This window comes from Legionella quinlivanii, assembly GCF_900461555.1.
Taxonomy (GTDB): domain Bacteria; phylum Pseudomonadota; class Gammaproteobacteria; order Legionellales; family Legionellaceae; genus Legionella_C; species Legionella_C quinlivanii.
Map to the genome: position 1 here is coordinate 39,241 of NZ_UGOX01000002.1, position 19,961 is coordinate 59,201.

Consider the following 19,961-nt stretch of genomic DNA (forward strand, 5'->3'; position numbering starts at 1 on the left):
CCGGGTGATCTGAATCAATTGGCTCACATCAGAATATAATTGATCTTCATTTATGTGGGATAATTCTTTATCCAATTTTTTATCTCTTATTTGAATGCGGAAGTATTAAAAGACGAGAAAACACTAGAAGATGCTATCTTAAGTGATATAGAAGAATTCTTATTAAGCATGGGAAAAGGATTTACCTTTCAAGAACGCCAGAAAGTCATTGAAATCGATGGAGATTTTTTCAAAATAGATTTATTGATGTTTCACAGAAAATTGCGATGTATGATAGCAATTGAATTAAAAAAAGGTAAATTTAAAGCTGCAGATAAGGGACAAATTGAATTATATTTACGGTGGCTTGAAAAGCATGAAATGCAGCCAGGAGAAAATCCTCCTATTGGAATTGTGCTTTGCTCCGAAAAATCTGATGAGCGTGTTGAATTATTACAATTAGAGAAGAGTGGTATTAGAGTTTCTCAATTTATTACAGAACTACCCCCAAAAGAAATATTTCAAAAAAGATTACATGATGCTATTGAGCGCGCCAGGGAAAAAGAAACAAGTCAAAAGTTGTTAGATCAAGGTTAATTTCTTCTATACGTAATTTACATTCTCAAAGCAACAGGGCACAATGTACCCTCTTTATTAAGAGGGTACATTAAATGCTTTGGAATGATAAATTGAAACTATTAATTGATTCTCAACAACTTACTCCGTCAAAATTAGGGAAGTTAACCAATATTAGTGTGAATACAATTAAATCTTGGTTGGTATCCAGAGAGTCAGCAAAGTTTAGAACCTTATCTCAAAGAGACTTCAATTATATTCAGTCTGTTGTTTTGATGAACCAAGTCAGCAGTGACCAGGATAGAGAGCATTTAATATCTGATAACACATTCAGCGTTGAGTACCACTTAAAAAATGGATTAGAGTGTTTGACTGAACACTTAAACAATGCTGGAAGCATGGATAGTAGAGAGGTAAAAAACATTCTTGAAAATTTTAACTGTGCATATCAAGACATATGTCTCGCAAATGAGTTAATTAGAGAGTACTTCCTAGCAATAAAAACTCATCGATTGCAACAAAAGAATAAAGACAATGAACCTAGAGAGCAAGCCCGAGTACATCTTGAAAATCAATAGATTAAACTGGCTAGTTCCTTCTTACAGCCTCAGAACCTATTACACTATGGCAAAAACATTATAGGAATTAAGGGATCCCAATGCATATAGCACCAGATTGACATGAAGAAAGTCATGCTCAATTAACAAGCCCAGCACTTCTGATTGATCGTAAACTAGATTTATTTGGTGATATGAGGAAGCCGGCTCATTTTGGTATATTGAGCAAATTTCACAGAAAAACTGTATAGTAAAAATGGAACAGGAAATAAAATGATTGAACAGCTAAAAAAAAGAATATTAACATATTATCTACTCTCAAATATTGAACAAGAGGTGTGGATCTATCAGGACAGGATCAATTTTGTGAAAAAACTTCTTAATAGGGTTATTTTTTCCACTGGAGTGTTGGGAGTACTATTCCTGGTTTTGTTTATGCTTGATTATAAATTTGCATCTAAAATAGTGTTTCCTTTTTTCATGGCTTCTTTAATTCCTTATTATTTCTATGCAGTTAGTTGCCATTTATTAAGAAAAGAAAAAAATAATACATAAACTCAAACGAACGCCCTAACAACCAAAATAATACTAAGTTGCATAAATTCAAACACTGACGTGATTGTTGAATCGCCCCTGATAAACTCTTGCTACGTCTGATTAACCGTATAATTAGACCCAATTTATTTATGGAAAAATTTACAAACTGAATTTGACCTGACAGACACTTCTGAAAAACCGACAACTATCAGATCAAAGTTTGAACTATAACGCCTTGTTACTACAACTAATATCGCCGCCTTGAGACGCTTGTTCAAGTTGACCTTTCTTAAAGGAAAATGGTTGAAAGCGAAAAACTTAATACCATCCAGGATGGCCGAGCTACTTTAAGTACACTCAAAAAATAGTTTCTCTAGATTAATTTCCTCTTCAAGAGAACTGGTTGGTTCTACTGCTGGAGGAAATAAATCATTTAACAGCAAGGAAGCTCTTTTCATTTTGTCTTTACCATTAGAAACGCTATTAAACGCATCCGGATTATGTCCACCATTACTAGTTATAACTTGATTAATTTGCTCAAAAGTTAAGAAAGTATAGTAAAATTGATCTCTACCACAAATTTTTTGTAACTCTCTCGTTAATTTTGACTGATTGACTATAGGAACTTCTTCAAGACACTGATTGCTCGAATAATATAGCTGTTTGGTACCCTCATGAAATACATAAGCATCCTCTCCATTTGTCATTTCTAATGTCATTTGAAAAAGCTCTCTAGCATCTAAACAAAAATGCCTCCGATGTACAAAAAAAATCTTACGCCCTAACTCTGAAAGAGATTGCTTGCCTTCATACGGGGTAAAATAATACAAATCAGCATCCCGGTCATAACCATATGCAATATATTGTTGTTTTTCGCTACGCTCAAGCAACTCTTTACTTGGTGCTAGTGATTCTGGGTAAATTAGTTGCTTTTCATTTACATTGTCATCCTGCTGCCCATCATTCATAAACATCTCCCTGTTTATTAAGAATTTTTAGATTACAAATCCGAATAATCTATATTAATCATATCACTCATAGCTGACGTAGCAATTGAAATATTTGAGCTAGCCTTCGTCTAGGATTAGAATTGTGGCATTTTTTAAAATGGTTAGGGAATGGTAATGGGCTGGTGCTTGCTCTCCTTTTAAAACGTTGTCTTCTTCATCTGCCGAGTGTGCCACAAGCGTGCAATAGCAATAATATCCTTTTGCCAACCATCATTAAAATCCGCCTAACTGGAAATTACACTAAGCCTGATTATCACAGTAATCAGACTTAACAGAGAATATACAGCCCAGGGTAATTTTAGGCCCCACCCTTCTTCCAGCTTATAAAAGCTATCTATTTATCGTCGTCAATAGTTTTTTGGATTTCCACGATATTAAAAAAAGCATTTTTAATCGTTTCACCCAATTCATTTGAATTAGCTCAGGTTTTTATAGCTTTCATTTTGATGATATATTTTCAAACATTTGCCAATGCTCATCAACAATTAGAAATTTTTGTTTTGTATCATCCATCGTTATTCCTTTTCCAATGCTTATATTTAACAATTAACCAGACCTAAGAAAAATTCAGGCTAATTTAGAAGTCCGCCATCCTGCAAGAATGCTACTATCGGTGCTAAGTCTCTTGAATAAACAAAATGGTAAAATAAGAAATAGCAGCAATACAATATCCGACAAAACAAACAAGGCTATTGCCATCCTTTAATTGAAAATAATTAACCAATGTTTTATAGACATATGAAAATGAATTCATATCTTGAAAAGCGGGATATATGCTGCCTATGAGCATAATTACACCACAATACAATGGTAGCATTAGCAAGAAGATACTTAAAAAATATTTTATTCTACAATTCATATTATCTCTTATATTTTTAAAGGCCAGAGACTAATTTCTTCATTATTTAATCAAGAATATGTAATCCATGCTTTTCACTACTGAAAGAAGTTTTAAAGCCATTCCACTGGTTTTTTTTGCACCTGCTTCTCATTTTTGAACATTTCATTTTGTTGTTCTACAAGGCTCTTGTTTACATTTTTAAAAATCCATACAACATTATCTGACATAACTAACCTCAAAAAAATTATATTAGATAGACACATTCCCTTTGTACTGACTAGTGTGTTAATACTTTTTCTAAATCATAATTTTCCCAATTTAATCGGTATCCTCTGTGCGCAAGCCATTTGTCCACATAACCCATAGTTATCTCACCAGCCTCAACACCATCAAGCATTGCCCTTAAAGAATAGAATAATTTTTGTTCTATTTGAATTTCCCATTTCTTAACCGATATTCTTTCCATTAATACCTTTGATTTAATTCCAGAATGCATAAGCCAAGTGCTCCAACTTATAACTCCTGAAAAATTTAAAAACCCGCCCTGTGAAAATTAAACCTGTAATTGTAGTTTTAAATGCATGTTGAGTGCATCCGCAATCTTAACCAAGGTTTCCAAAGAGGGAATAAATGAACTATTGCCGCTTTCCAGACGAGAAATGACCGATTGTTTAGTTCCAATTTTATTAGCCAATTCGGATTGGGTCATATGGCGTTTTTTACGGGCATTTACAATCATTGCAGCTATATTATTAATAATTTGCTCACGCTCATAGTGTTTGGCAAATTCTTCATCCTGTTTAATTTTGTCGTCAATAAATTCATTTAAGGTAAGTGCTTTCATTATCGTATACCTCCATCATTCGTTTTTCAGCCAGTTCAATGTCTTGCTTGGGTGCTTTCTGCGATTGTTTTTTGTAAGCATGCAAAAGAACAATGATTTCTTTTTGAATACACACGTAAAAAAAACGGTAACCACTGCGGGATGTTTTAATTTTAATTTCCCAAAGCGAGCCTTTTATCTGCCTGAATTGCACTCTTGGACTATCAAAGCCCAGCTCTTCAACACTTTTTAAACAGCCGGCAAGTCGTGCGATTTCGTCAGACGGCAAATCATTTATAAATTCCGCCACGGGATTCTTGCCCGATTGTTTTTGGTAAAATTTTATTATCATAATATTTTATAGCATAAATGTGATATTATGGAAAGCCTTTTAACTAAAATGAGTCATGGTATTTAGTTTCTGAATCAACGTTTCAGCGTTATTCAAAGAGGCAAGATATACGCGCAGCTCATTAAGGGGTCTGTGATTTTTTAATAATGGCGTTGCCCATAAAAACAAGATATCGCTATCAGATAATATTTTTTGCACCACATCTGGCTTTTCTTCTAGTAAAATCTCAATTGCACAAGCCACCAACCATTTAGAGGTGGATAATTCACCTTTTGCGATTTCTTCAATAGTTTTGGGAGCAATACTTTTATCTTTGTTAAAAAGAGCCCTGGCTTTTTGGTGCAGTTTTTCTGATTTATTGTGTATGGATAGTAGCTCAGCAAATACGGCTTGAATTTTAAATGACACGTCTGCCTTTACATTCTCGGACAGCCCCAGCTGATTAAGAATGGCCAGTGCATGCTGCTTTTTGTCATCAGGGAGGCTTGCTGTATTTATTTTAAGTTGCCCAATAGCTGCACTGATCATAGCATCATAAACATTCAAGTTAATATGTTCTTCAAGGCAAAGCTTACCCAACTCGTCAATAGCGTCAATAAAGCTGCCCGGCAACCTGATTCTAAAATCTTTTTGTTCAGACAGTGCCTTTGTAGAGAAGTAATGCTCAATCGCCTCCAGATTATTCATGTAATGTTTTAACTCAATGGCTTCCTCCTGGCTTAATTTATCCCAGCTGTCAAATTCATTGCAGTGATTTGCTTGAAATGAACCATAGGTTGTCTTTTTATCAGCTGATTGCACATGAACTCTAGGCGGTTTGTTCATGTTTGCCTTCACGGCAAACGATAATTTTTTCATGAGGCGGCCTCCTGTTAATACATCCCCTTAAAGGGGGATGATATCAGTATTTATAATTCGGTATTTTTTCAATTCTATTATCTATGAATTCAACGAGTTGATCGCAATAAACCCCCTTCATCGGCATATAGGGAATTTGTGGCCATATGATCATGTCTTGAAAATCTTTATTCAAATAAAAAGAAATATTGTATAAGTCTCGGGCTTCATCCAGTTCTATACACACAAAACCATCTAAGTAACGCGCGTGAACTCTCATTGCGAGAGCGTTATCTGAAAGCTCATACCATTTAGATACTCCCCACGACCAGACGATCGCTTTGTTGGTATGGAGCAGTTGTTGTTGAATATGTTCTGGAATAGTCATTGTGTTCTCCTATGTTTTTACTATTGGTCATGAAGACAAGAACAGTATAACAAACCCCAAAACATTATCAACTTATTTGATAAGATTTGTTTGTCAATTAAGTTGATAATATATGTTGACATTCATTGGTGTTCTTGCGATACTGTATCTGTTCCTTGAGAACAATAGTAAAAACATAGGAGAACAACATGTTACCCGTATTATCAAAAGAAAAATTATTCAACTTAGCGCCATCCATCTTCACACAAGCAAAATCTCATCAAACGAGTACTAAGTATTCGCCCATCTCAACCGAGCAAGTCATTGACAAACTCATGTCAGAAGGGTTTTTCCCCACTTGGGCAACTCAGACCAAAAGCCAGAACCAAGAATCAAAAGTATTTGCAAAGCACATGCTTCGTTTTCAACGCCATGATGTCATGCAAAATAATCAGGGACTTTACCCAGAACTGGTTCTCATTAATTCTCATGACGGTTTGTCATCCTATCGCTTAATCGCTGGTCTTTTCAGGGTTGTCTGTGGTAATGGACTGATTGCAGGGCAATCGTATGACGAAATCAGAATTAAACATCAGGGCAATGTGATTGAAAATGTCATTGAAGGCACCTATAAGGTGATAGAAACGGCGAATAACATGCTTGATGCATCGGATGATATGGCTTCAATTCTTCTGAACGATGAGGAAAAAATGATTTTTGCCGAAGCAGCCCATTCACTAAAATTCTCGGATAAAGAGAGAGGCATGAGCGTTAATCCTCAGAGCTTATTGCAACCAAGGCGTTATAGGGATCAAACAGATAATGATCTATTTACCGTGTTCAATATCCTTCAAGAAAATTTAATTAAAGGCGGGATCCGTGGCCATCGTTTCAATAAATACGGTTACACCACTCGTACAAAAACCAGAGAAGTAAAAGCCATTGATCAAAATGTCAGATTAAATCGTGCCTTGTGGACTCTTACTGAAAAAATGATGGAAATAAAAAGATAGTTTCTCATTGGTGAGCAAAGGTTCTCCTTTGTTCACCTCATAAGATCGAAAACAAGCATCAAATTAAGGACATTTTATGAAAATAAGATTATATCATGGTCGCAATAATCCAGAACAAGAAATGGATGATTGGGGGTTTGAGAGTGTAACACTTGATGGCGTTGAGGGGATAATATGGACTTATGGAGTGCCAAGAGTTTTTTTTGTTAATGAAAATGCCTTACAGATAGCCAAGGATTTGACGGGTTGGGATGCATTGGGAGATGGTTTAGAAATGCATGTTTTTGAAGATTTAATTAAAACGAATGATGGGTATTTTGGGGATTGGGAGTTAAGCTAATGTAACCACACTAATATTGCTGCAATGAAAAGCTTACTTAGAGTGGGCTTTCCTCAGTTCACTTCCACCTTTTATTTTCTTTTTTTCTTCAATAATTATCAAAATTGATTGGATAACTACTTCCAATAATCAAACGAATTATGGATTACTTACATGGGTATTAGTGAGTCCAGAATAATAGCTCAAGTGCTGATGAAAAGAGTGACTATTATTAAATCCGAAAGGGCTTCCCCCTGCATCATATGCCCCGAGCATAGGCAATCCGCTAACAGGGTTTACTCTAAAGGTTTCGAGTAAGCTGGAATTGATCAATTGATGAGTAGAAATAGTCGTATGAACTTCCTGACTTATTCCGTGGTGTTTGCTCATAAAAGGCAGAACATGACGTTTAAAATATTCATTCTCAATATAGTTAAAGTGCTTATCTTTCGATGCAATGGCTTTTTGGTATTCAAGGTAGCCTCTCGGTGGCTCTAATACAAAATCTTTAATGCGAACCATTAACTGTATTATTTTTTTGATAGCGTTAATCACTTCAAGATCCTTTTGAAAAAATAGTTTATTATCGAATCGACTGAATTTAACTAAAAATATCCCTTCACAGACGCGCAAAGGAATGCGCTATTTTTTATTTTGTTTCATCCGGTGTAGCTATACTTGTAGTAGCCTTCCATAAGCATTGTGCCGAGTTGTATTTCCCGAATCTACACACACCACGCAATGATAATTGCTTTTTTCATCTCTGCGTAACCATTTGATTGTATTAGAGTAAAAGGTTATATAAATCCAATAGCCTTGCTTTTACATGAAACAATCACTGCTCTACTGTTTACAATAGTAAACAATAATCCTTGGCAAATCAAGGGTTCATCTTCTAGTTTACAATTGTAAACGACAGGTTTACAATTGTTTACGCACAGATGTTCAATATTGGAATTTTATGAAAGGGAAAGATGTAATCTCACTGCGCATCTCCGAGCATGAGAAAGACTATCTACAAAACATTGCTAAAAATTTTGACCTTCAGAAACGTGGTTCTGATGCGCTCTCTTATTCAAAGGCCATCAAAATACTATTGGATTTTTGTTTGCATAATGACATCTTCCCCATGAAGCGGACAGAAAATCCACTCCAGGAAATGAGAAGGATGCTCGAACAAATTCATGCCTCTATTCCCCACTTGATGTACCATAATCATTTTCAGAGCTTATTGCTTTCATCAAAATTTAACGATGATTCTTTAAATCAGATTAAACAGAATACGGTCGATTATTTAAACGGTAATTTTTCTGGGTTCCAAAATATTTCCTATAAGGAAGTTAGATTCAAAATGAATGGCATTGGTTTGAAAACAGTTCCGCTCGAACAGGGAGAGTCCTTATGGAAATAACAATTGATTTGGGTGAAGACACCATTGATTCATTGAATAAAATATCTAAGATTAAGGGCAACGCCTTTTCAACGGCTGCCGCCGAAATGGTATCCTTTGGCGCACGCATCTACCTTCAGTCCCTTGAACAATCCAAAGAGGACTCCACTACAAAGCTTTTGCTTGAAAACAGTATTCGTTCTAATGAAATTCTGACCGAGTTACTGCATATTGTGTATGACAAAAATAAATCAAAGATAGGCGCCTTTGACGCCGATACAGCGTTAGCCCTTATTGAGCGCATGGTTTCAAACTTTAGGAAGGGAGTCTCTTAAAGCTCCCTTTCCATTTCACGGTTCAATGGTGAATTGTGTAATTCATTGGATCGATTATTTTCTATAAACTCTTTGCTATAAGAGCGCTCTTTAATCCGGTTTATTAATTGCTTATTTAACTCTAAAAACTCACCCGTACCCTTTTGATTTAGACGCTGATCCTGGTTTATAAGCGCTTGAAATCTATCCGTTACCAGGCTTGTTTTTTTATCAATTCCTATATTTTCTACTTCACACTGCTGTTTAAATTCATCCAAGCTTATTCCTTGTGAAAGCTGTTTTCTTAGCGCATCTCTACCCTCTATAACAAGAATATCATTTAAATCGGTATTCTCTTTTTTGGGTATGATAATGGATACTTTAAATCCAGCGTCATTCAATCGCTCTGCCGCTCTAATGATCGGGTTGGTCTTTTCATTTTTTGCATATTTATAGGTAGCCTGTCCATCATTATCAACACAAAGAATAACCTTATCGGGCAAATTCTTAGTATCAATATTGGCAAAATTGGCTTTACCCAACACCGCATATACCGGCGCTTTCTCATTCACATGGAGAATGCTTAACCCAGTTTCTACCCCTTCAGTTAAATAAGCCGTATCGCCTTTTCCATTATTATTTAAATTAACCACATGATTCGTGATTGAACCAAATGTTTGTTTTACAGGCTCGCAAGATTTATCTTTTCCCCCGGTGCTTTTGTCTAGCTTTGTGACTTGAACATGATGAATGCCCCCCTGCTCGTCCTTACTAAATGCTAAGAGTGCTGGGACGTATTTATCGCCATTCTGCGTACGGGTATACACTGAGGGGCAATAACGAAGGTCTGCCTGGTTATACTGATCTAAACCCCGATGAACCAGTAGATATTTTTCGGCCAAGCTTCCTTTGATTGGAAGTGATTTCTGAAACAAAGATTGAGCAAGATTGCGCTTTCCTTCGTTTTTTAGCTTATCCTTTGATTCAACCTTTGCTTTTGGCGCTTTTCGCTCATAGTCGGGCATATAATTTATAAACCGCGCGGCATAGTCCAATGCGTCTTTAAAGCCAGATAAGCCTTGCTCCTGCTCGATGAGGTGAAAGAGGTTTCCTGACTCCTCCGTTTCAAAGTTATGCCATAAACCGGTGTTAGTATCTATTTTCAGACTTCCCTTCGTCCCATAGCGATAACAATTTTTAGTCGATAATTGGTGATTGGGTTCACCTAACAAACTTTTTACTAGAGGCTCAGCCACTTCTATTAATGCCTCGTAAACTTCTTCAGCACGAATAACAGGATTAAGTTTGCCGTCATTTTTAAGCCTCGCATCAGTATTTAATAGGACGACATCCTTTTTTAGAGCGACTTCATTCTTTTTATTGATGACATTAGAGAGTATCAATTGTTGCTTTGAATATTTCAGGCGATAGTGTTCTGCTGTTAGTACAGCGGATGTTTTATCTGCATCCCTCTGTTTTAGTGGATCTTCAAGACGCTCAATAAGTCCGTTTAAGTGATCGGTATAGATGGTGGTTTGATGACTCGCGCGTGTTAAATCAATTTCATGTGAACGATGGGTGGTCACCACAATTCTATCTTCTAATTCCAAGGCAATCACTAACTTTCTCGTAGCGCCCTGGCTGGAGTAAGCGGTGTTAGTATAGGCATAGTCCCAGTGCTGATCTGACTTCTGGGTTAAATCAAGTACTATTTCTTTTTCCCCATGGTGAAGGATTGCAGTTTGTCCATGCAAACGGGTGACGGCATATTCTTCATTGGCAATGATTCCTTTGTCTGTGTCATTGCGCTTTAAGCGGATCCTGTCTCCGGATGCAAGCGGATATTGGTCGTATTTATAAAAGGAGGGCATCGTTTTAGGAAGAATTGAGGCATTTATGGAATAGCTGGTATTTGCCTCATCTGTACAAATCAGTTTATTTCTCTCAGTATCTACCTTTTGTACCGTAAAATACCCATCTTTCTTAGCCACGGAGTAGCTTTTTCCAAATCGAATGACATCTCCAGGTTCAAAAGACTTGGCAAACACCTGATCGGCCTGGTCAATGGTCTTTGAAAATAATCGTCCGCATTGCGTGTCGTTACCTACTATCTGATCTTGTTTTTTTAATCCATCACGGATTAGCATTTCAATCGGCGTTCTATCTTCATGCGCATGAACCACTATCAGGGTATTTTTCTGGCATTCCCCCGTTCTACTTAGGAAGTCCTCTGATATGGCCTTATAAATTGGCTTGTAATTTTTTTTCCCATCGTGATTGCAGTCAATTTCTATAATTGATGAGGTAGGTTGATTTGAATGACTTTGCCGCTCAACAAAGGCTTCGGGATTGATATTTTTTATCACGTCCAAGGCTTGACCGACCTCTCGTTTGGAGGAAAGTTCTGCTGCTTTCTTTAATTCAGGATTGGGATTCTGCCGAACAATCTCCTCCATATAAGCCGTTTTTTGCGATTGGCTTTTAATGGTTAATTCATGAGGGATCCCAGATGCGAGTGATTGCAGCTGCGTGATATCCCCTGTAAACGCCATCCGAGAATTGGTCTCAATGCATTTCTTTTGTAACGCATGATATTTTTCATTATCTATCATGGAGCTTTCATCCACGATTAATACGTATCGGGAATCAATGGGCGTCTCATTTTGTAAAAAACTATCAATGGTTTGTGAGGGAATGCCATTTGCATTTAATTCCTCAACAGCCTTATGGGTAGGCGCTAATCCCAGAACCTTAAATTCATTCTCCGTTGCAATTTCCCTGACATGGCGCATCATGGTGGTTTTCCCTACACCAGCCAATCCCTGAATCGAGACAAATCGATCAGCAGTCGTGGTAATCAATGTAATGGCATCTTTTTGCCCTTGGGTTAGAGAGTCTGGCAGCGATAACAGTCGGGATTTATGTGGCGCAATGGGTGTGACTTGATTTTGCTCTGAAAAGTTGGCATGTAGTATGGCGTCTTCAAGCTCTAAGGCGTCTTTGGTTGTCCAATAGGTCTCTAAGTAAACCAAATCGTTAGACATTCGTTGCTTTAAAATAGGCGCAATGTCTTCAAAATCAGCTTCGCCTAAAGCGTATTTTAGGGCATGGGTCATTAGGTCACTGTGCTTAAAGGCCGCATTTCGCTCCGCACATTTAGCGATGGCATAATGGATGGCTGCTTGGGCAATGTGCGCCTTGTCCTGCGATTTGAGTTCGAGGTTATTTATTAATGCTTTAAGCTCTTTTTCAATGACCGGATTGGCATACGCAATTTCCCGGTAAATTAAATCTGGTTTTTTCTGTTGTACTTCAAAAGCAGTCCATTTCTGTTGTGCTTTCTGTAAAAATTTCTGAGCCTTTACCTCATCTCGAGTAAAGAGTGTTACGTTTTTAGCATTTTCCCCTATCTCACCCATTAAATTACGGTTCAGTTGATAAGGCTCGGCGCAAACAAATGCTTGCAGGGTATTGGGCGCTATTTCTTGGGGGTTTTTACAGTAATCGTAAGAGAAATAATTATCCGACAACATTTGGTGATTTAAAAAAAGGGATTCTGAACCCTGTTGAACATACAGACCTGATTCGGTAATCTTTGAAACGGTAAATGCACTTTTTGGCTCAACCTTTCGTCTTTGCACGTACAACGTGCGATCATTGATTAAGCGCTCACCGACTGTAATATCCAAACGTTTTTCACGAGAAATACGATACTCTTCCTTTGAATTAAGAGAAAATTCACTTTGTTTGCCTAAGAGGTTTTCCAGTACCAAGCTGTTTTTATTTTTCCCGCGAACAATATAATGTGTTGCAGCCCTGCCCTCTTTATAAAAAGAAATCCTATCGCCTATCTGGTAGCAATCAGCCCGCTCTCTTTGTGGTGGCGTCAAGCTGACAGTGCTTAATACAGAAACGGTGGTCGTTTGCCTGGATAATTGCCCCTTATTCATTAAGCCTTCTCTGATATGACTATTAATGGCCTCCTTTTGCTTATTATTGATTGCAACCAATGTATGTTTCTGTTGTTCCTCAGGTGTTAACCTTAGCCAGGCCGACATCATTGATTCGAAATGTTGTTTTTCAACAGCCAGCTTGAGCTCGCCTTTAATAGGATTACTGAATGACTGATGAGAATGCACGCCATTGTCTTTCAATAGCTTAATAGGATTACCTGCACTAAATCCGAGTGTGGAAGCGGAGTTATTAAGTAAAATGAGTTTGCTCTTATTTTCTTTCGTTAACTCACTTAATGCGGATAAATCCTTCAATGAGAGTTTTTGCGCATCATGAACAATGACCATATCTTGTTTGTTTTTAGTCCAAGGAGTGGATTTAATTCGTTTTCCATAGTGGTATTGAAAGCCAGATACCGTATGGACGATATCGTCTTTGAAAAAATTTTTGATTCTGGAAATCAATCCATTCTGAGAGTGTTTAATTTCTTCGCGTAGTTGCAGCGTTTTTAATCGGCCGGGATGAAGCACATAAGGATTTAGTTGCTGCTCTGACGCTAGATTCACCATATCCTGTATCAATTCCTTTTCGGAATGGAAACCATTGACGTCAATAATTTGTATTCGATCAGGGCTTTTGAAAATGTCAGACGCGAGCCCGTACCCGGCGATATGAAGGGAGGATCCAGTTTTTAAATCCTGGGTTCCACTGCTTATAAATTCCTTCTCCAGGCGAAGTAATCCCTTCGTTGTATAATATTCTAATGGTTTTCCCTTCAGCGCTTCTTTAGCAAGAAGCGATTCAATCTCCTGTTCAATTTCTTCATGGCTTATTAATCCGGCCGAGAAGCTCATGGCCTGGCGAACCAGTGTGCCATGCTGAATCTGGGTGGAATATTCTGATAGATGTAATAGCGCATCTGACACTGCTTTTTGAGGATTGGAGCTTAAGGGTTGAGTATGCGTTTTCCTTACCTCTCCCTTCCCTTTATTGTATTTTGATTGCTGGACAATCTCTTCCAAATTCAAACCAAGTCCTGCAATTTCTTCCTTCCAGAGCTGATGTAAGGATTCACTATCAACTTCTACCTTTTTTTTCCGCGTGGATAAATTAGACTTCTCTGCAGCCTTCGCACTCGTTGTACCCCGCTCTTTCATATCTTGTACGATCTGCTCGCGTCTTTTGGAGGTCACCTTTATGGCTTCCTCACTAATCCCTTCGATTTCAAAATTGCCATACCGATCTTTGATATGAATTGAGTAGCCAAGCTCTCTTACTTTTTTGGCTAAAGAAGACATATACACTAGGCCTAAATAGTGTTGATTACTATAGATTAATTCACGAAACCCATGGTCAAGGTTGTCTTTATCTTGTTTCGCTCTTGAGGATAGGGCACGCCATAGACCATCCGAACGCTCCGTCATATTCAGGATAGCTAAGTGCGTATGCAAATCAGGATCTAATTCTCTTGAGGTGGTATGAATAAACGATGCAGCGACTAAGTTTCTAGTCTTTTCAAAGGTTGTTTCCTTGTTAAAGGTAATACGCGCCTCTGCCGCTAACTGTTCAATACGTTCAAACGCAATACCCACTGCCTCTTCATGCGCCTTCAATAATCGTTCATCTTTTCCCACCAGTGCTAAAATAGAAACTGATTTCGGTGCTGATAAAGTAACATCAGTCCCAGGACGGTGTTTTCGTTCTCCATTCTCTATGATCCCCAATAGTTGGCCGCTGGGTAATTCGCCACTTAACAATTTTAAAAATTGTTCAGGTTCGATAACACCGGATAAGTTAAGCTGTTTAGCACCATTGCCGAGCCATCTGGACATACTGTTTAAAGCATCTCTATCACTTAAATAGTAATTGTCCTGATTGGTATAATAATGAAGTGCATCATTGGCACCGCCAATTTTTTTTAAAGTAAGCATTATTTTTCTCCCCTCTTGCTTAAAAAATATCTTTAATCACAATGGACGATTCCCGTAACTCAATGGCATTGGGATCCTGGTGACTTGAAGAGGAAATTGCTTTAGGTTCCGCAAAGGGGGATTCAGGAAGTATCAGATCTTTATCTGAAACATCATGAGCCAGTTGTTCAAATTGATGAATTTTTTTAACTGCTTCATCCGCACTTGGATCATTTTGAATCATTAAGGCACTATGATTTACTTTTTCCAAGGCATCAAAGTTAATTGCGCGTTCAATAAGCGGTACGCAAATTACTTGACGGTCTATGTATTTATTTTTTAATCGCGTGATGGGATGGTTTCCTACCAAGCGAATATAACACTCCATGTCATCAAGCGTCATAATATCGCCTTCTTCAACCGTATTTCGTTTGGCACGTTGCGAACCGACTGTATTCCCATCACGTACTGAATCTGGCCCATACGACTGACTTTCTTTCATCTCATTGATAACCTGTGACCCTAAATCTTTGGACACCCATTCCGCTACTTTCGACTTTGGACTTCTAAAATAAATCGAGGTATTGAGTAAATCGGCAATGGCACCAGCCTCATGGGTACCATAGATAAAATCCAATTGCGCGATGGATTGAATGCCAATGGCAACACATCCACCAAACTTGCGAATATCAGCCAATGTGTCAGAAATGGTTTCTAATCGATGAAGACTCGCTAGCTCGTCCATGACAAGCCAAATGCGCCCTTTATTATTGGCCATTAGGGATTGAACTCCCTGCATGGCAAGTCCTAGCCAAAGGGAAATCAATGGCTTTATCTCTTTGTGGTATTTCGAACGCGAGGTAATAAATAGCCATCCTTTATTGTATTTTTTGGGATCGGTTGTATTTTGGATCCACTCTTTAATCGAAAAATCTTCCTTACCGGACTTATCAAGCCCTTCGAGAAAGCGCAGTGCCTTGGTGTAGGTTGCCAATACTGATTTAATGGAAATAGCGGTTTTTTCAATTTCTTTACTGACTAAGTTTTCCGATTCAGTGCCTTTGAGAATTCCCCTTATTTCCTCCAAAGAGGTAGTGAGCAGTAATTGCAGCAGAAACACTGGATCTTTCTGTGCATAATCCCTGATTTTCCATGCCATTGAAGTAAAAATGGTTCGTGCCGAATCCACCCAAAAGGGATCACTGCCTTGTACTGACTTAGGGATTAAATAGGAGGCGAATGAGCCAAACTCCAAAGGATTGGCGCATTCTCTCCACATTTTCCAATTCGCACATAAGGTTGAAACAGGGTTAAGCTCAATATCAATGCGCTCATCAAAAAAGTAGGGCTTAATAGTGCATTCTTTATCATAGATGATTGCCGGTTCACCCAATGCTCTAATCTGATCTAAAAGCATCATCATGGCTTGCGTCTTCCCTGCCCCTGTAGTGCCGTGAAATAACATGCCTTGTTTTTCAGAGTACATCGGCATGGGAATGCGATTTAAAAGCTTAATCTCTGATGCACCCCGTTTGGACCCACTGACCGATTGGATGGTTTCTTTTGGGGAAGCGGCAAGACGTGTACCTGAAACAAATTGATCTTTGGTGTACTTTTCCCCCAATTTAATAAAGAACCGGGAAAAGAGTAATGTAATCAATAGATACACTGCTCCGCCAAAAAATAAAGAAACTTTCGACTTGGAAATAAGACTTTCTTTGGCAAGGCGAACTGCCGATTGAATTATTGGACTGTTTTGATAAAACGCTGCGGTTACCTTGCTTCCGTTCAGGTTTGTCCATAACACTTGATCCTCATAATGCGCTTTGACCAGAATATGACTGATTTGGTTAAGCCCGAATAGCTTAAGCTCTGTCCATGCATAAAATATCATGATGAGTGAGAACAGCACCATAAAACCAAAAATAGCCCAGCCAAAAATTCGATTACTTACCTGGATCATCATTTTGGTTTTGTAATCAAAAATCTGACCCCCACTGATAAATTGCAAGATACTTTGCTTCATGGCCATTAATCCGATCTTTTGGCCGCTTTGGCTTGAGAAAAAAGACGTTCAATCTGTTGTATCAGAACACTTTGTCCTAAACGCTGGGCTTCCATATTAAAAATGAAGAGGGATAAAACGAGGCTAAATACAATCGCTCCCATAAGCAGCATTTCCAAATCATCCAACCGAAATAGAGCAATACCTATCAAGAGTAACAAGGCATAAAACGTCAGATAGCATTTCAGGTAGTGCTTCATTAGCGCACGAATAAATGGTGCTGACTTTAATTCGGATTCAATGGCAACCCATAAAATAAAACCTCGCCCTAATCCACACAGAAGGAAAAAAAGAGGAATTAAATTATAAAGAACGACCTCGCTCATAATGTCTAATAATGCGCTTCGATTCATATGAAAGCCCATAAGCACTAAGAGTTTCACTAGTCCTATGGCTAAAACGCACAACAGCAGGTAGATCTTTCCCACCATTTTCAGATAAGGAATATACACTTGGTTGCCACTGAGTGTTTTGACCTTCAATGTCGCCAATGTAATGGTCAAGTAAATTCGGACACTTATTTAAACAACTTACTAAACAAAATTTATCCCTGCTGACGCACCGCTTCCGCGGTTTGTCGACTCCTCAATCCCGCGCAGTCCAGCGCTCCTGATTGAGCAGTTTCAAGCGATTCTCTGATAAAACTCCTGTTCAAACGCTAACGGTGTTTTATAGCCTAAAGTTGAATGAAGCCGTCTACCATTATAAAAGGCAAGATAGTCAATCACAGCAAGCTTGGCACAGGCTTTAGTAGCGAATCGATGATAATTCAAGGATTCATATTTGATGCTTCGAAAAAACCGCTCTGTAGGGGAGTTATCCCAGCAATTGCCTTTGCGACTCATACTCTGCTGCATTTTCATTAATTTCAATAGCTCCTGGTACTCATAACTCGCATATTGACTGCCGCGATCTGAGTGGTGCAGTAATCCTGGAGAGGGTTTTTTGCGCCAAAACGCCATCCGCAGAGCTTTGGAGCACAAAGATGTGCGCATATGATCATCGACTGCCCAACCGATGATTTGGCGTGAATACAGATCCATGACGACTGCAATATATACCCAGCCCTCCAAAGTCCATACATAACTAATATCCGTGGTCCAAGCCTGATTCGGAGCAGTCACCTTAAATTGGCGATTCAAGAGGTTAGAGGCCAGTTCGAACCCATGTCGACTATCCGTCGTTTGTTTGAACCGCTTTGGATAACGTACAGTTAGCCGCAGCTTTTCCATTATCCGACGAACTTTGTAACGCCCCACGGGAAATCCCTGGGCAGTTAATTCCTTGGCTAGTCGTCTGGAACCATATGTATTTTTACTGTCTCCAAAGAGTGCTTTCAATTTAACCTCAAGCATTGTGTCTTGTGGTTTAGGATGGTGGCCCTTAGAGTACCAGCGATAATAAGCACTTCGGCTAACTTGCATCATTTTGCATAACAGTTTAATCGAATAGGCTTTCTCTTGCTCTTTGATAAATTCATATTTTATTTCTGTTCTTGAGCAAAGAAAGCCGCGGCAGATTCAACCGATCATTGCAACACCTAATTTGTTATAGTTAACTTTTTAGGAGAGACGATGGTGCGTGCTTTATCAAAACGGAGTTTTACAGAACATCAGCAAGATGTAATTTGGTCTTTATGGTCGCAAGGCAAATCACTTAGTGAAATTGGAAGACAGCTTAACAAGCATGCGGGTTCAATTTTTTGTTTCCTACAAAAATCCGGTGGTATAAAGCCTGTTAAATCTATTCGCTCAAAACAAGCATTAACTTTGTATGAACGGGAGGAAATATCACGTGGTTTATCAGCAAATTTATCTATCAGGACTATTGCAAAGACATTAAATCGCTCACCGTCGACTATATCTCGGGAAATAAATCGTAATGGAGGAATTTCAAAATATCGAGCCATATTAGCGGATAAACAAACATGGATAAGAGCAAAACGCCCTAAACAATCCAAGCTCCAAATTAATATACTGTTGAATGATATAATTGCAGATAAGCTTTCAAACAAGTGGTCACCAGAACAAATATCTGGTTATCTTAAGCGTACTTATCCGAATAATACTGCTATGAATATTTCTCATGAATCTATTTATAAAACACTTTATGTCCAATCTCGAGGTCATCTAAAGAAAGAACTATTGACGCATCTGCGGACACAGAGAGTCATGCGGCAGTCCAAGAAATTTAACACAAAAGGTAACGCACGAGGCGGGATTATAGATGCTGTATCTATTCATGATAGGCCAAAAGAAATTGATAGTCGCACTGTACCAGGTCACTGGGAAGGGGATTTAATCTGCGGCTCAAATAAATCTTACGTTGCTACATTAGTTGAACGAACATCTAGATTCACTTTGTTAGTTAAGCTTACAGGTAACGATACAGCCAGTGTTGTACACGCTATTACCAATAAAATTATAGAGCTTCCAAACCAGTTAAAAAAATCGCTTACTTGGGATCGTGGAATGGAATTAGCAAAGCATAAAAAATTTACAATCGACACTGAAATAAAGGTATATTTTTGTGATCCTAAATCGCCTTGGCAACGAGGAACCAACGAAAATACTAATCGTCTATTGAGACAATATATGCCTAAAAAAACAGACCTAGGTATTCATTCTCAATTTGATTTGGATCGAATTGCTAAAGAATTAAATGAAAGACCTAGGAAAACATTGAACTTTCTGTCTCCAGCAGATAAATTGAACGAGGTGTTGCAATGATCGGTTGAATCTGCCGCGGCCTTTTTTAAAATTTCTCTCTCCATCCTGAGCTTGTTATTTTCTTTTCTGAGGCGTAACAACTCTTCTCGTTCGTTTAAGCTCAGCTGAGAGCCTGAGGTACTAGCCCCTTTCTTTTCAGCCCCTTTTTCCATACTAACCCATTTCCTTAGGGCACTAATCGAAACACCTAAACTTGTAGCTGCTTCTGGAATGCTATAGCCTTTTGATAGCACCAACTGAACAGCATCCTGTTTGAATTCTAAACTAAAATACGGTCTCTTTCTTTGATTCATTACTTTCACTCCTATTGGTTATATTTTAACCTATAAAAGTGTCCAGGCATATTAGACCACTACACAACGCATTTAAATCATGCGTTAACGCCTCT

General features: G+C 38.3%; 19 protein-coding genes. 7 read left to right on the plus strand and 12 right to left on the minus strand.

What is annotated here, in order from left to right; translation table 11 throughout:
* The first annotated feature begins 90 nt into the window (after positions 1 to 90).
* Positions 91 to 576: a PDDEXK nuclease domain-containing protein gene (locus DYH61_RS15175; protein WP_058508515.1), complete on the plus strand. Its 486-nt coding sequence runs from the start codon at positions 91 to 93 to the stop codon at positions 574 to 576.
* Between the two features lie 74 nt (positions 577 to 650).
* On the plus strand, positions 651 to 1,133 hold the full coding sequence (locus tag DYH61_RS15180) for a hypothetical protein (protein WP_058508514.1): 483 nt from the start codon (positions 651 to 653) through the stop codon (positions 1,131 to 1,133).
* Between the two features lie 863 nt (positions 1,134 to 1,996).
* On the opposite strand, the gene DYH61_RS15190 is transcribed toward DYH61_RS15180, so the two are convergent.
* The 6 genes from DYH61_RS15190 to DYH61_RS15215 all read right to left on the minus strand — a co-directional run bounded on the left by DYH61_RS15190 (position 1,997) and on the right by DYH61_RS15215 (position 5,900).
* Positions 1,997 to 2,617 (minus strand): hypothetical protein, encoded by a 621-nt coding sequence (locus DYH61_RS15190; RefSeq protein ID WP_058508512.1) that lies wholly within the window; start codon positions 2,615 to 2,617, stop codon positions 1,997 to 1,999.
* A 1,160-nt stretch (positions 2,618 to 3,777) separates the two neighbouring features.
* The gene (locus DYH61_RS15195; RefSeq protein ID WP_058508511.1) at positions 3,778 to 3,996 is read right to left on the minus strand and encodes a hypothetical protein; all 219 of its coding nucleotides are present in this window, start codon (positions 3,994 to 3,996) and stop codon (positions 3,778 to 3,780) included.
* Between the two features lie 57 nt (positions 3,997 to 4,053).
* A complete protein-coding gene (locus tag DYH61_RS15200) occupies positions 4,054 to 4,344 on the minus strand; it encodes a helix-turn-helix domain-containing protein (RefSeq protein WP_058508510.1) in 291 nt (96 codons plus the stop codon).
* Complete coding sequence (locus DYH61_RS15205; protein WP_058508509.1) at positions 4,322 to 4,675, minus strand: type II toxin-antitoxin system RelE/ParE family toxin; 354 nt, start codon at positions 4,673 to 4,675, stop codon at positions 4,322 to 4,324. Before DYH61_RS15205 ends, DYH61_RS15200 begins: the two co-directional genes overlap by 23 nt.
* A 39-nt stretch (positions 4,676 to 4,714) precedes the next feature.
* Positions 4,715 to 5,533, minus strand: a complete 819-nt coding sequence (locus DYH61_RS15210) for a hypothetical protein (protein WP_058508508.1) — start codon at positions 5,531 to 5,533, stop codon at positions 4,715 to 4,717.
* 43 nt (positions 5,534 to 5,576) lie between these two features.
* On the minus strand, positions 5,577 to 5,900 hold the full coding sequence (locus DYH61_RS15215; protein ID WP_058508507.1) for a hypothetical protein: 324 nt from the start codon (positions 5,898 to 5,900) through the stop codon (positions 5,577 to 5,579).
* A 188-nt stretch (positions 5,901 to 6,088) separates the two neighbouring features.
* On the opposite strand from DYH61_RS15215, the gene DYH61_RS15220 reads away from it, so the two are divergent.
* Both DYH61_RS15220 and DYH61_RS15225 read left to right on the plus strand, forming a co-directional pair.
* A complete protein-coding gene (locus tag DYH61_RS15220) occupies positions 6,089 to 6,892 on the plus strand; it encodes a DUF932 domain-containing protein (RefSeq protein WP_058508506.1) in 804 nt (267 codons plus the stop codon).
* A 76-nt stretch (positions 6,893 to 6,968) separates the two neighbouring features.
* Positions 6,969 to 7,232, plus strand: coding sequence for a hypothetical protein (locus DYH61_RS15225; protein WP_058508505.1), 264 nt, complete (start codon positions 6,969 to 6,971; stop codon positions 7,230 to 7,232).
* Between the two features lie 138 nt (positions 7,233 to 7,370).
* On the opposite strand, the gene DYH61_RS15230 is transcribed toward DYH61_RS15225, so the two are convergent.
* On the minus strand, positions 7,371 to 7,766 hold the full coding sequence (locus DYH61_RS15230; protein ID WP_233011642.1) for a hypothetical protein: 396 nt from the start codon (positions 7,764 to 7,766) through the stop codon (positions 7,371 to 7,373).
* A gap of 406 nt (positions 7,767 to 8,172) precedes the next feature.
* On the opposite strand from DYH61_RS15230, the gene DYH61_RS15235 reads away from it, so the two are divergent.
* Together DYH61_RS15235 and DYH61_RS15240 are read left to right on the plus strand one after the other, a co-directional pair.
* A complete protein-coding gene (locus DYH61_RS15235; protein WP_058508504.1) occupies positions 8,173 to 8,622 on the plus strand; it encodes a hypothetical protein in 450 nt (149 codons plus the stop codon).
* The gene (locus DYH61_RS15240) at positions 8,613 to 8,936 is read left to right on the plus strand and encodes a hypothetical protein (protein ID WP_058508503.1); all 324 of its coding nucleotides are present in this window, start codon (positions 8,613 to 8,615) and stop codon (positions 8,934 to 8,936) included. Before DYH61_RS15235 ends, DYH61_RS15240 begins: the two co-directional genes overlap by 10 nt.
* On the opposite strand, the gene traI is transcribed toward DYH61_RS15240, so the two are convergent.
* The 4 genes from traI to DYH61_RS15260 all read right to left on the minus strand — a co-directional run bounded on the left by traI (position 8,933) and on the right by DYH61_RS15260 (position 18,364).
* Entirely contained in the window at positions 8,933 to 14,800 is a 5,868-nt protein-coding gene (gene traI, locus DYH61_RS15245) for a conjugative transfer relaxase/helicase TraI (protein ID WP_058508502.1), read from the minus strand. The genes DYH61_RS15240 and traI overlap by 4 nt on opposite strands.
* 19 nt (positions 14,801 to 14,819) lie before the next feature.
* A complete protein-coding gene (traD, locus tag DYH61_RS15250) occupies positions 14,820 to 16,805 on the minus strand; it encodes a type IV conjugative transfer system coupling protein TraD (protein WP_058508527.1) in 1,986 nt (661 codons plus the stop codon).
* A 5-nt stretch (positions 16,806 to 16,810) separates the two neighbouring features.
* On the minus strand, positions 16,811 to 17,197 hold the full coding sequence (locus DYH61_RS15255; RefSeq protein WP_133129142.1) for a hypothetical protein: 387 nt from the start codon (positions 17,195 to 17,197) through the stop codon (positions 16,811 to 16,813).
* A gap of 270 nt (positions 17,198 to 17,467) precedes the next feature.
* Entirely contained in the window at positions 17,468 to 18,364 is an 897-nt protein-coding gene (locus tag DYH61_RS15260; RefSeq protein ID WP_115343297.1) for an IS3 family transposase, read from the minus strand.
* A 54-nt stretch (positions 18,365 to 18,418) separates the two neighbouring features.
* Between DYH61_RS15260 and DYH61_RS15265 the strand changes: the two genes are divergently transcribed.
* A complete protein-coding gene (locus tag DYH61_RS15265; RefSeq protein ID WP_058508500.1) occupies positions 18,419 to 19,573 on the plus strand; it encodes an IS30 family transposase in 1,155 nt (384 codons plus the stop codon).
* Here the strand turns inward: DYH61_RS15265 and DYH61_RS16015 are convergent.
* Positions 19,471 to 19,866 carry a transposase gene (locus tag DYH61_RS16015; protein ID WP_115343298.1) on the minus strand — a complete coding sequence of 132 codons (396 nt, stop codon included), beginning with the start codon at positions 19,864 to 19,866 and terminating at the stop codon, positions 19,471 to 19,473. The two genes, DYH61_RS15265 and DYH61_RS16015, sit on opposite strands and share 103 nt — an antisense overlap.
* Between the last annotated feature and the right edge of the window lie 95 nt (positions 19,867 to 19,961).

What these genes read in the sequence shown, in the direction of transcription:
- DYH61_RS15235 (WP_058508504.1), top strand. Translation starts at nt 8,173, where the DNA reads ATGAAAGGGAAAGATGTAATCTCACTGCGCATCTCCGAGCATGAGAAA.
- DYH61_RS15265 (WP_058508500.1), top strand. Translation starts at nt 18,419, where the DNA reads ATGGTGCGTGCTTTATCAAAACGGAGTTTTACAGAACATCAGCAAGAT.
- DYH61_RS15215 (WP_058508507.1), bottom strand. Translation starts at nt 5,900, where the DNA reads ATGACTATTCCAGAACATATTCAACAACAACTGCTCCATACCAACAAA.
- DYH61_RS15240 (WP_058508503.1), top strand. Translation starts at nt 8,613, where the DNA reads ATGGAAATAACAATTGATTTGGGTGAAGACACCATTGATTCATTGAAT.
- DYH61_RS15210 (WP_058508508.1), bottom strand. Translation starts at nt 5,533, where the DNA reads ATGAAAAAATTATCGTTTGCCGTGAAGGCAAACATGAACAAACCGCCT.
- DYH61_RS15220 (WP_058508506.1), top strand. Translation starts at nt 6,089, where the DNA reads ATGTTACCCGTATTATCAAAAGAAAAATTATTCAACTTAGCGCCATCC.
- DYH61_RS15225 (WP_058508505.1), top strand. Translation starts at nt 6,969, where the DNA reads ATGAAAATAAGATTATATCATGGTCGCAATAATCCAGAACAAGAAATG.
- DYH61_RS15205 (WP_058508509.1), bottom strand. Translation starts at nt 4,675, where the DNA reads ATGATAATAAAATTTTACCAAAAACAATCGGGCAAGAATCCCGTGGCG.
- traI (WP_058508502.1), bottom strand. Translation starts at nt 14,800, where the DNA reads ATGCTTACTTTAAAAAAAATTGGCGGTGCCAATGATGCACTTCATTAT.
- DYH61_RS15190 (WP_058508512.1), bottom strand. Translation starts at nt 2,617, where the DNA reads ATGAATGATGGGCAGCAGGATGACAATGTAAATGAAAAGCAACTAATT.
- traD (WP_058508527.1), bottom strand. Translation starts at nt 16,805, where the DNA reads ATGAAGCAAAGTATCTTGCAATTTATCAGTGGGGGTCAGATTTTTGAT.
- DYH61_RS15195 (WP_058508511.1), bottom strand. Translation starts at nt 3,996, where the DNA reads ATGCATTCTGGAATTAAATCAAAGGTATTAATGGAAAGAATATCGGTT.
- DYH61_RS15180 (WP_058508514.1), top strand. Translation starts at nt 651, where the DNA reads ATGCTTTGGAATGATAAATTGAAACTATTAATTGATTCTCAACAACTT.
- DYH61_RS16015 (WP_115343298.1), bottom strand. Translation starts at nt 19,866, where the DNA reads ATGAATCAAAGAAAGAGACCGTATTTTAGTTTAGAATTCAAACAGGAT.
- DYH61_RS15200 (WP_058508510.1), bottom strand. Translation starts at nt 4,344, where the DNA reads ATGAAAGCACTTACCTTAAATGAATTTATTGACGACAAAATTAAACAG.
- DYH61_RS15255 (WP_133129142.1), bottom strand. Translation starts at nt 17,197, where the DNA reads ATGAATCGAAGCGCATTATTAGACATTATGAGCGAGGTCGTTCTTTAT.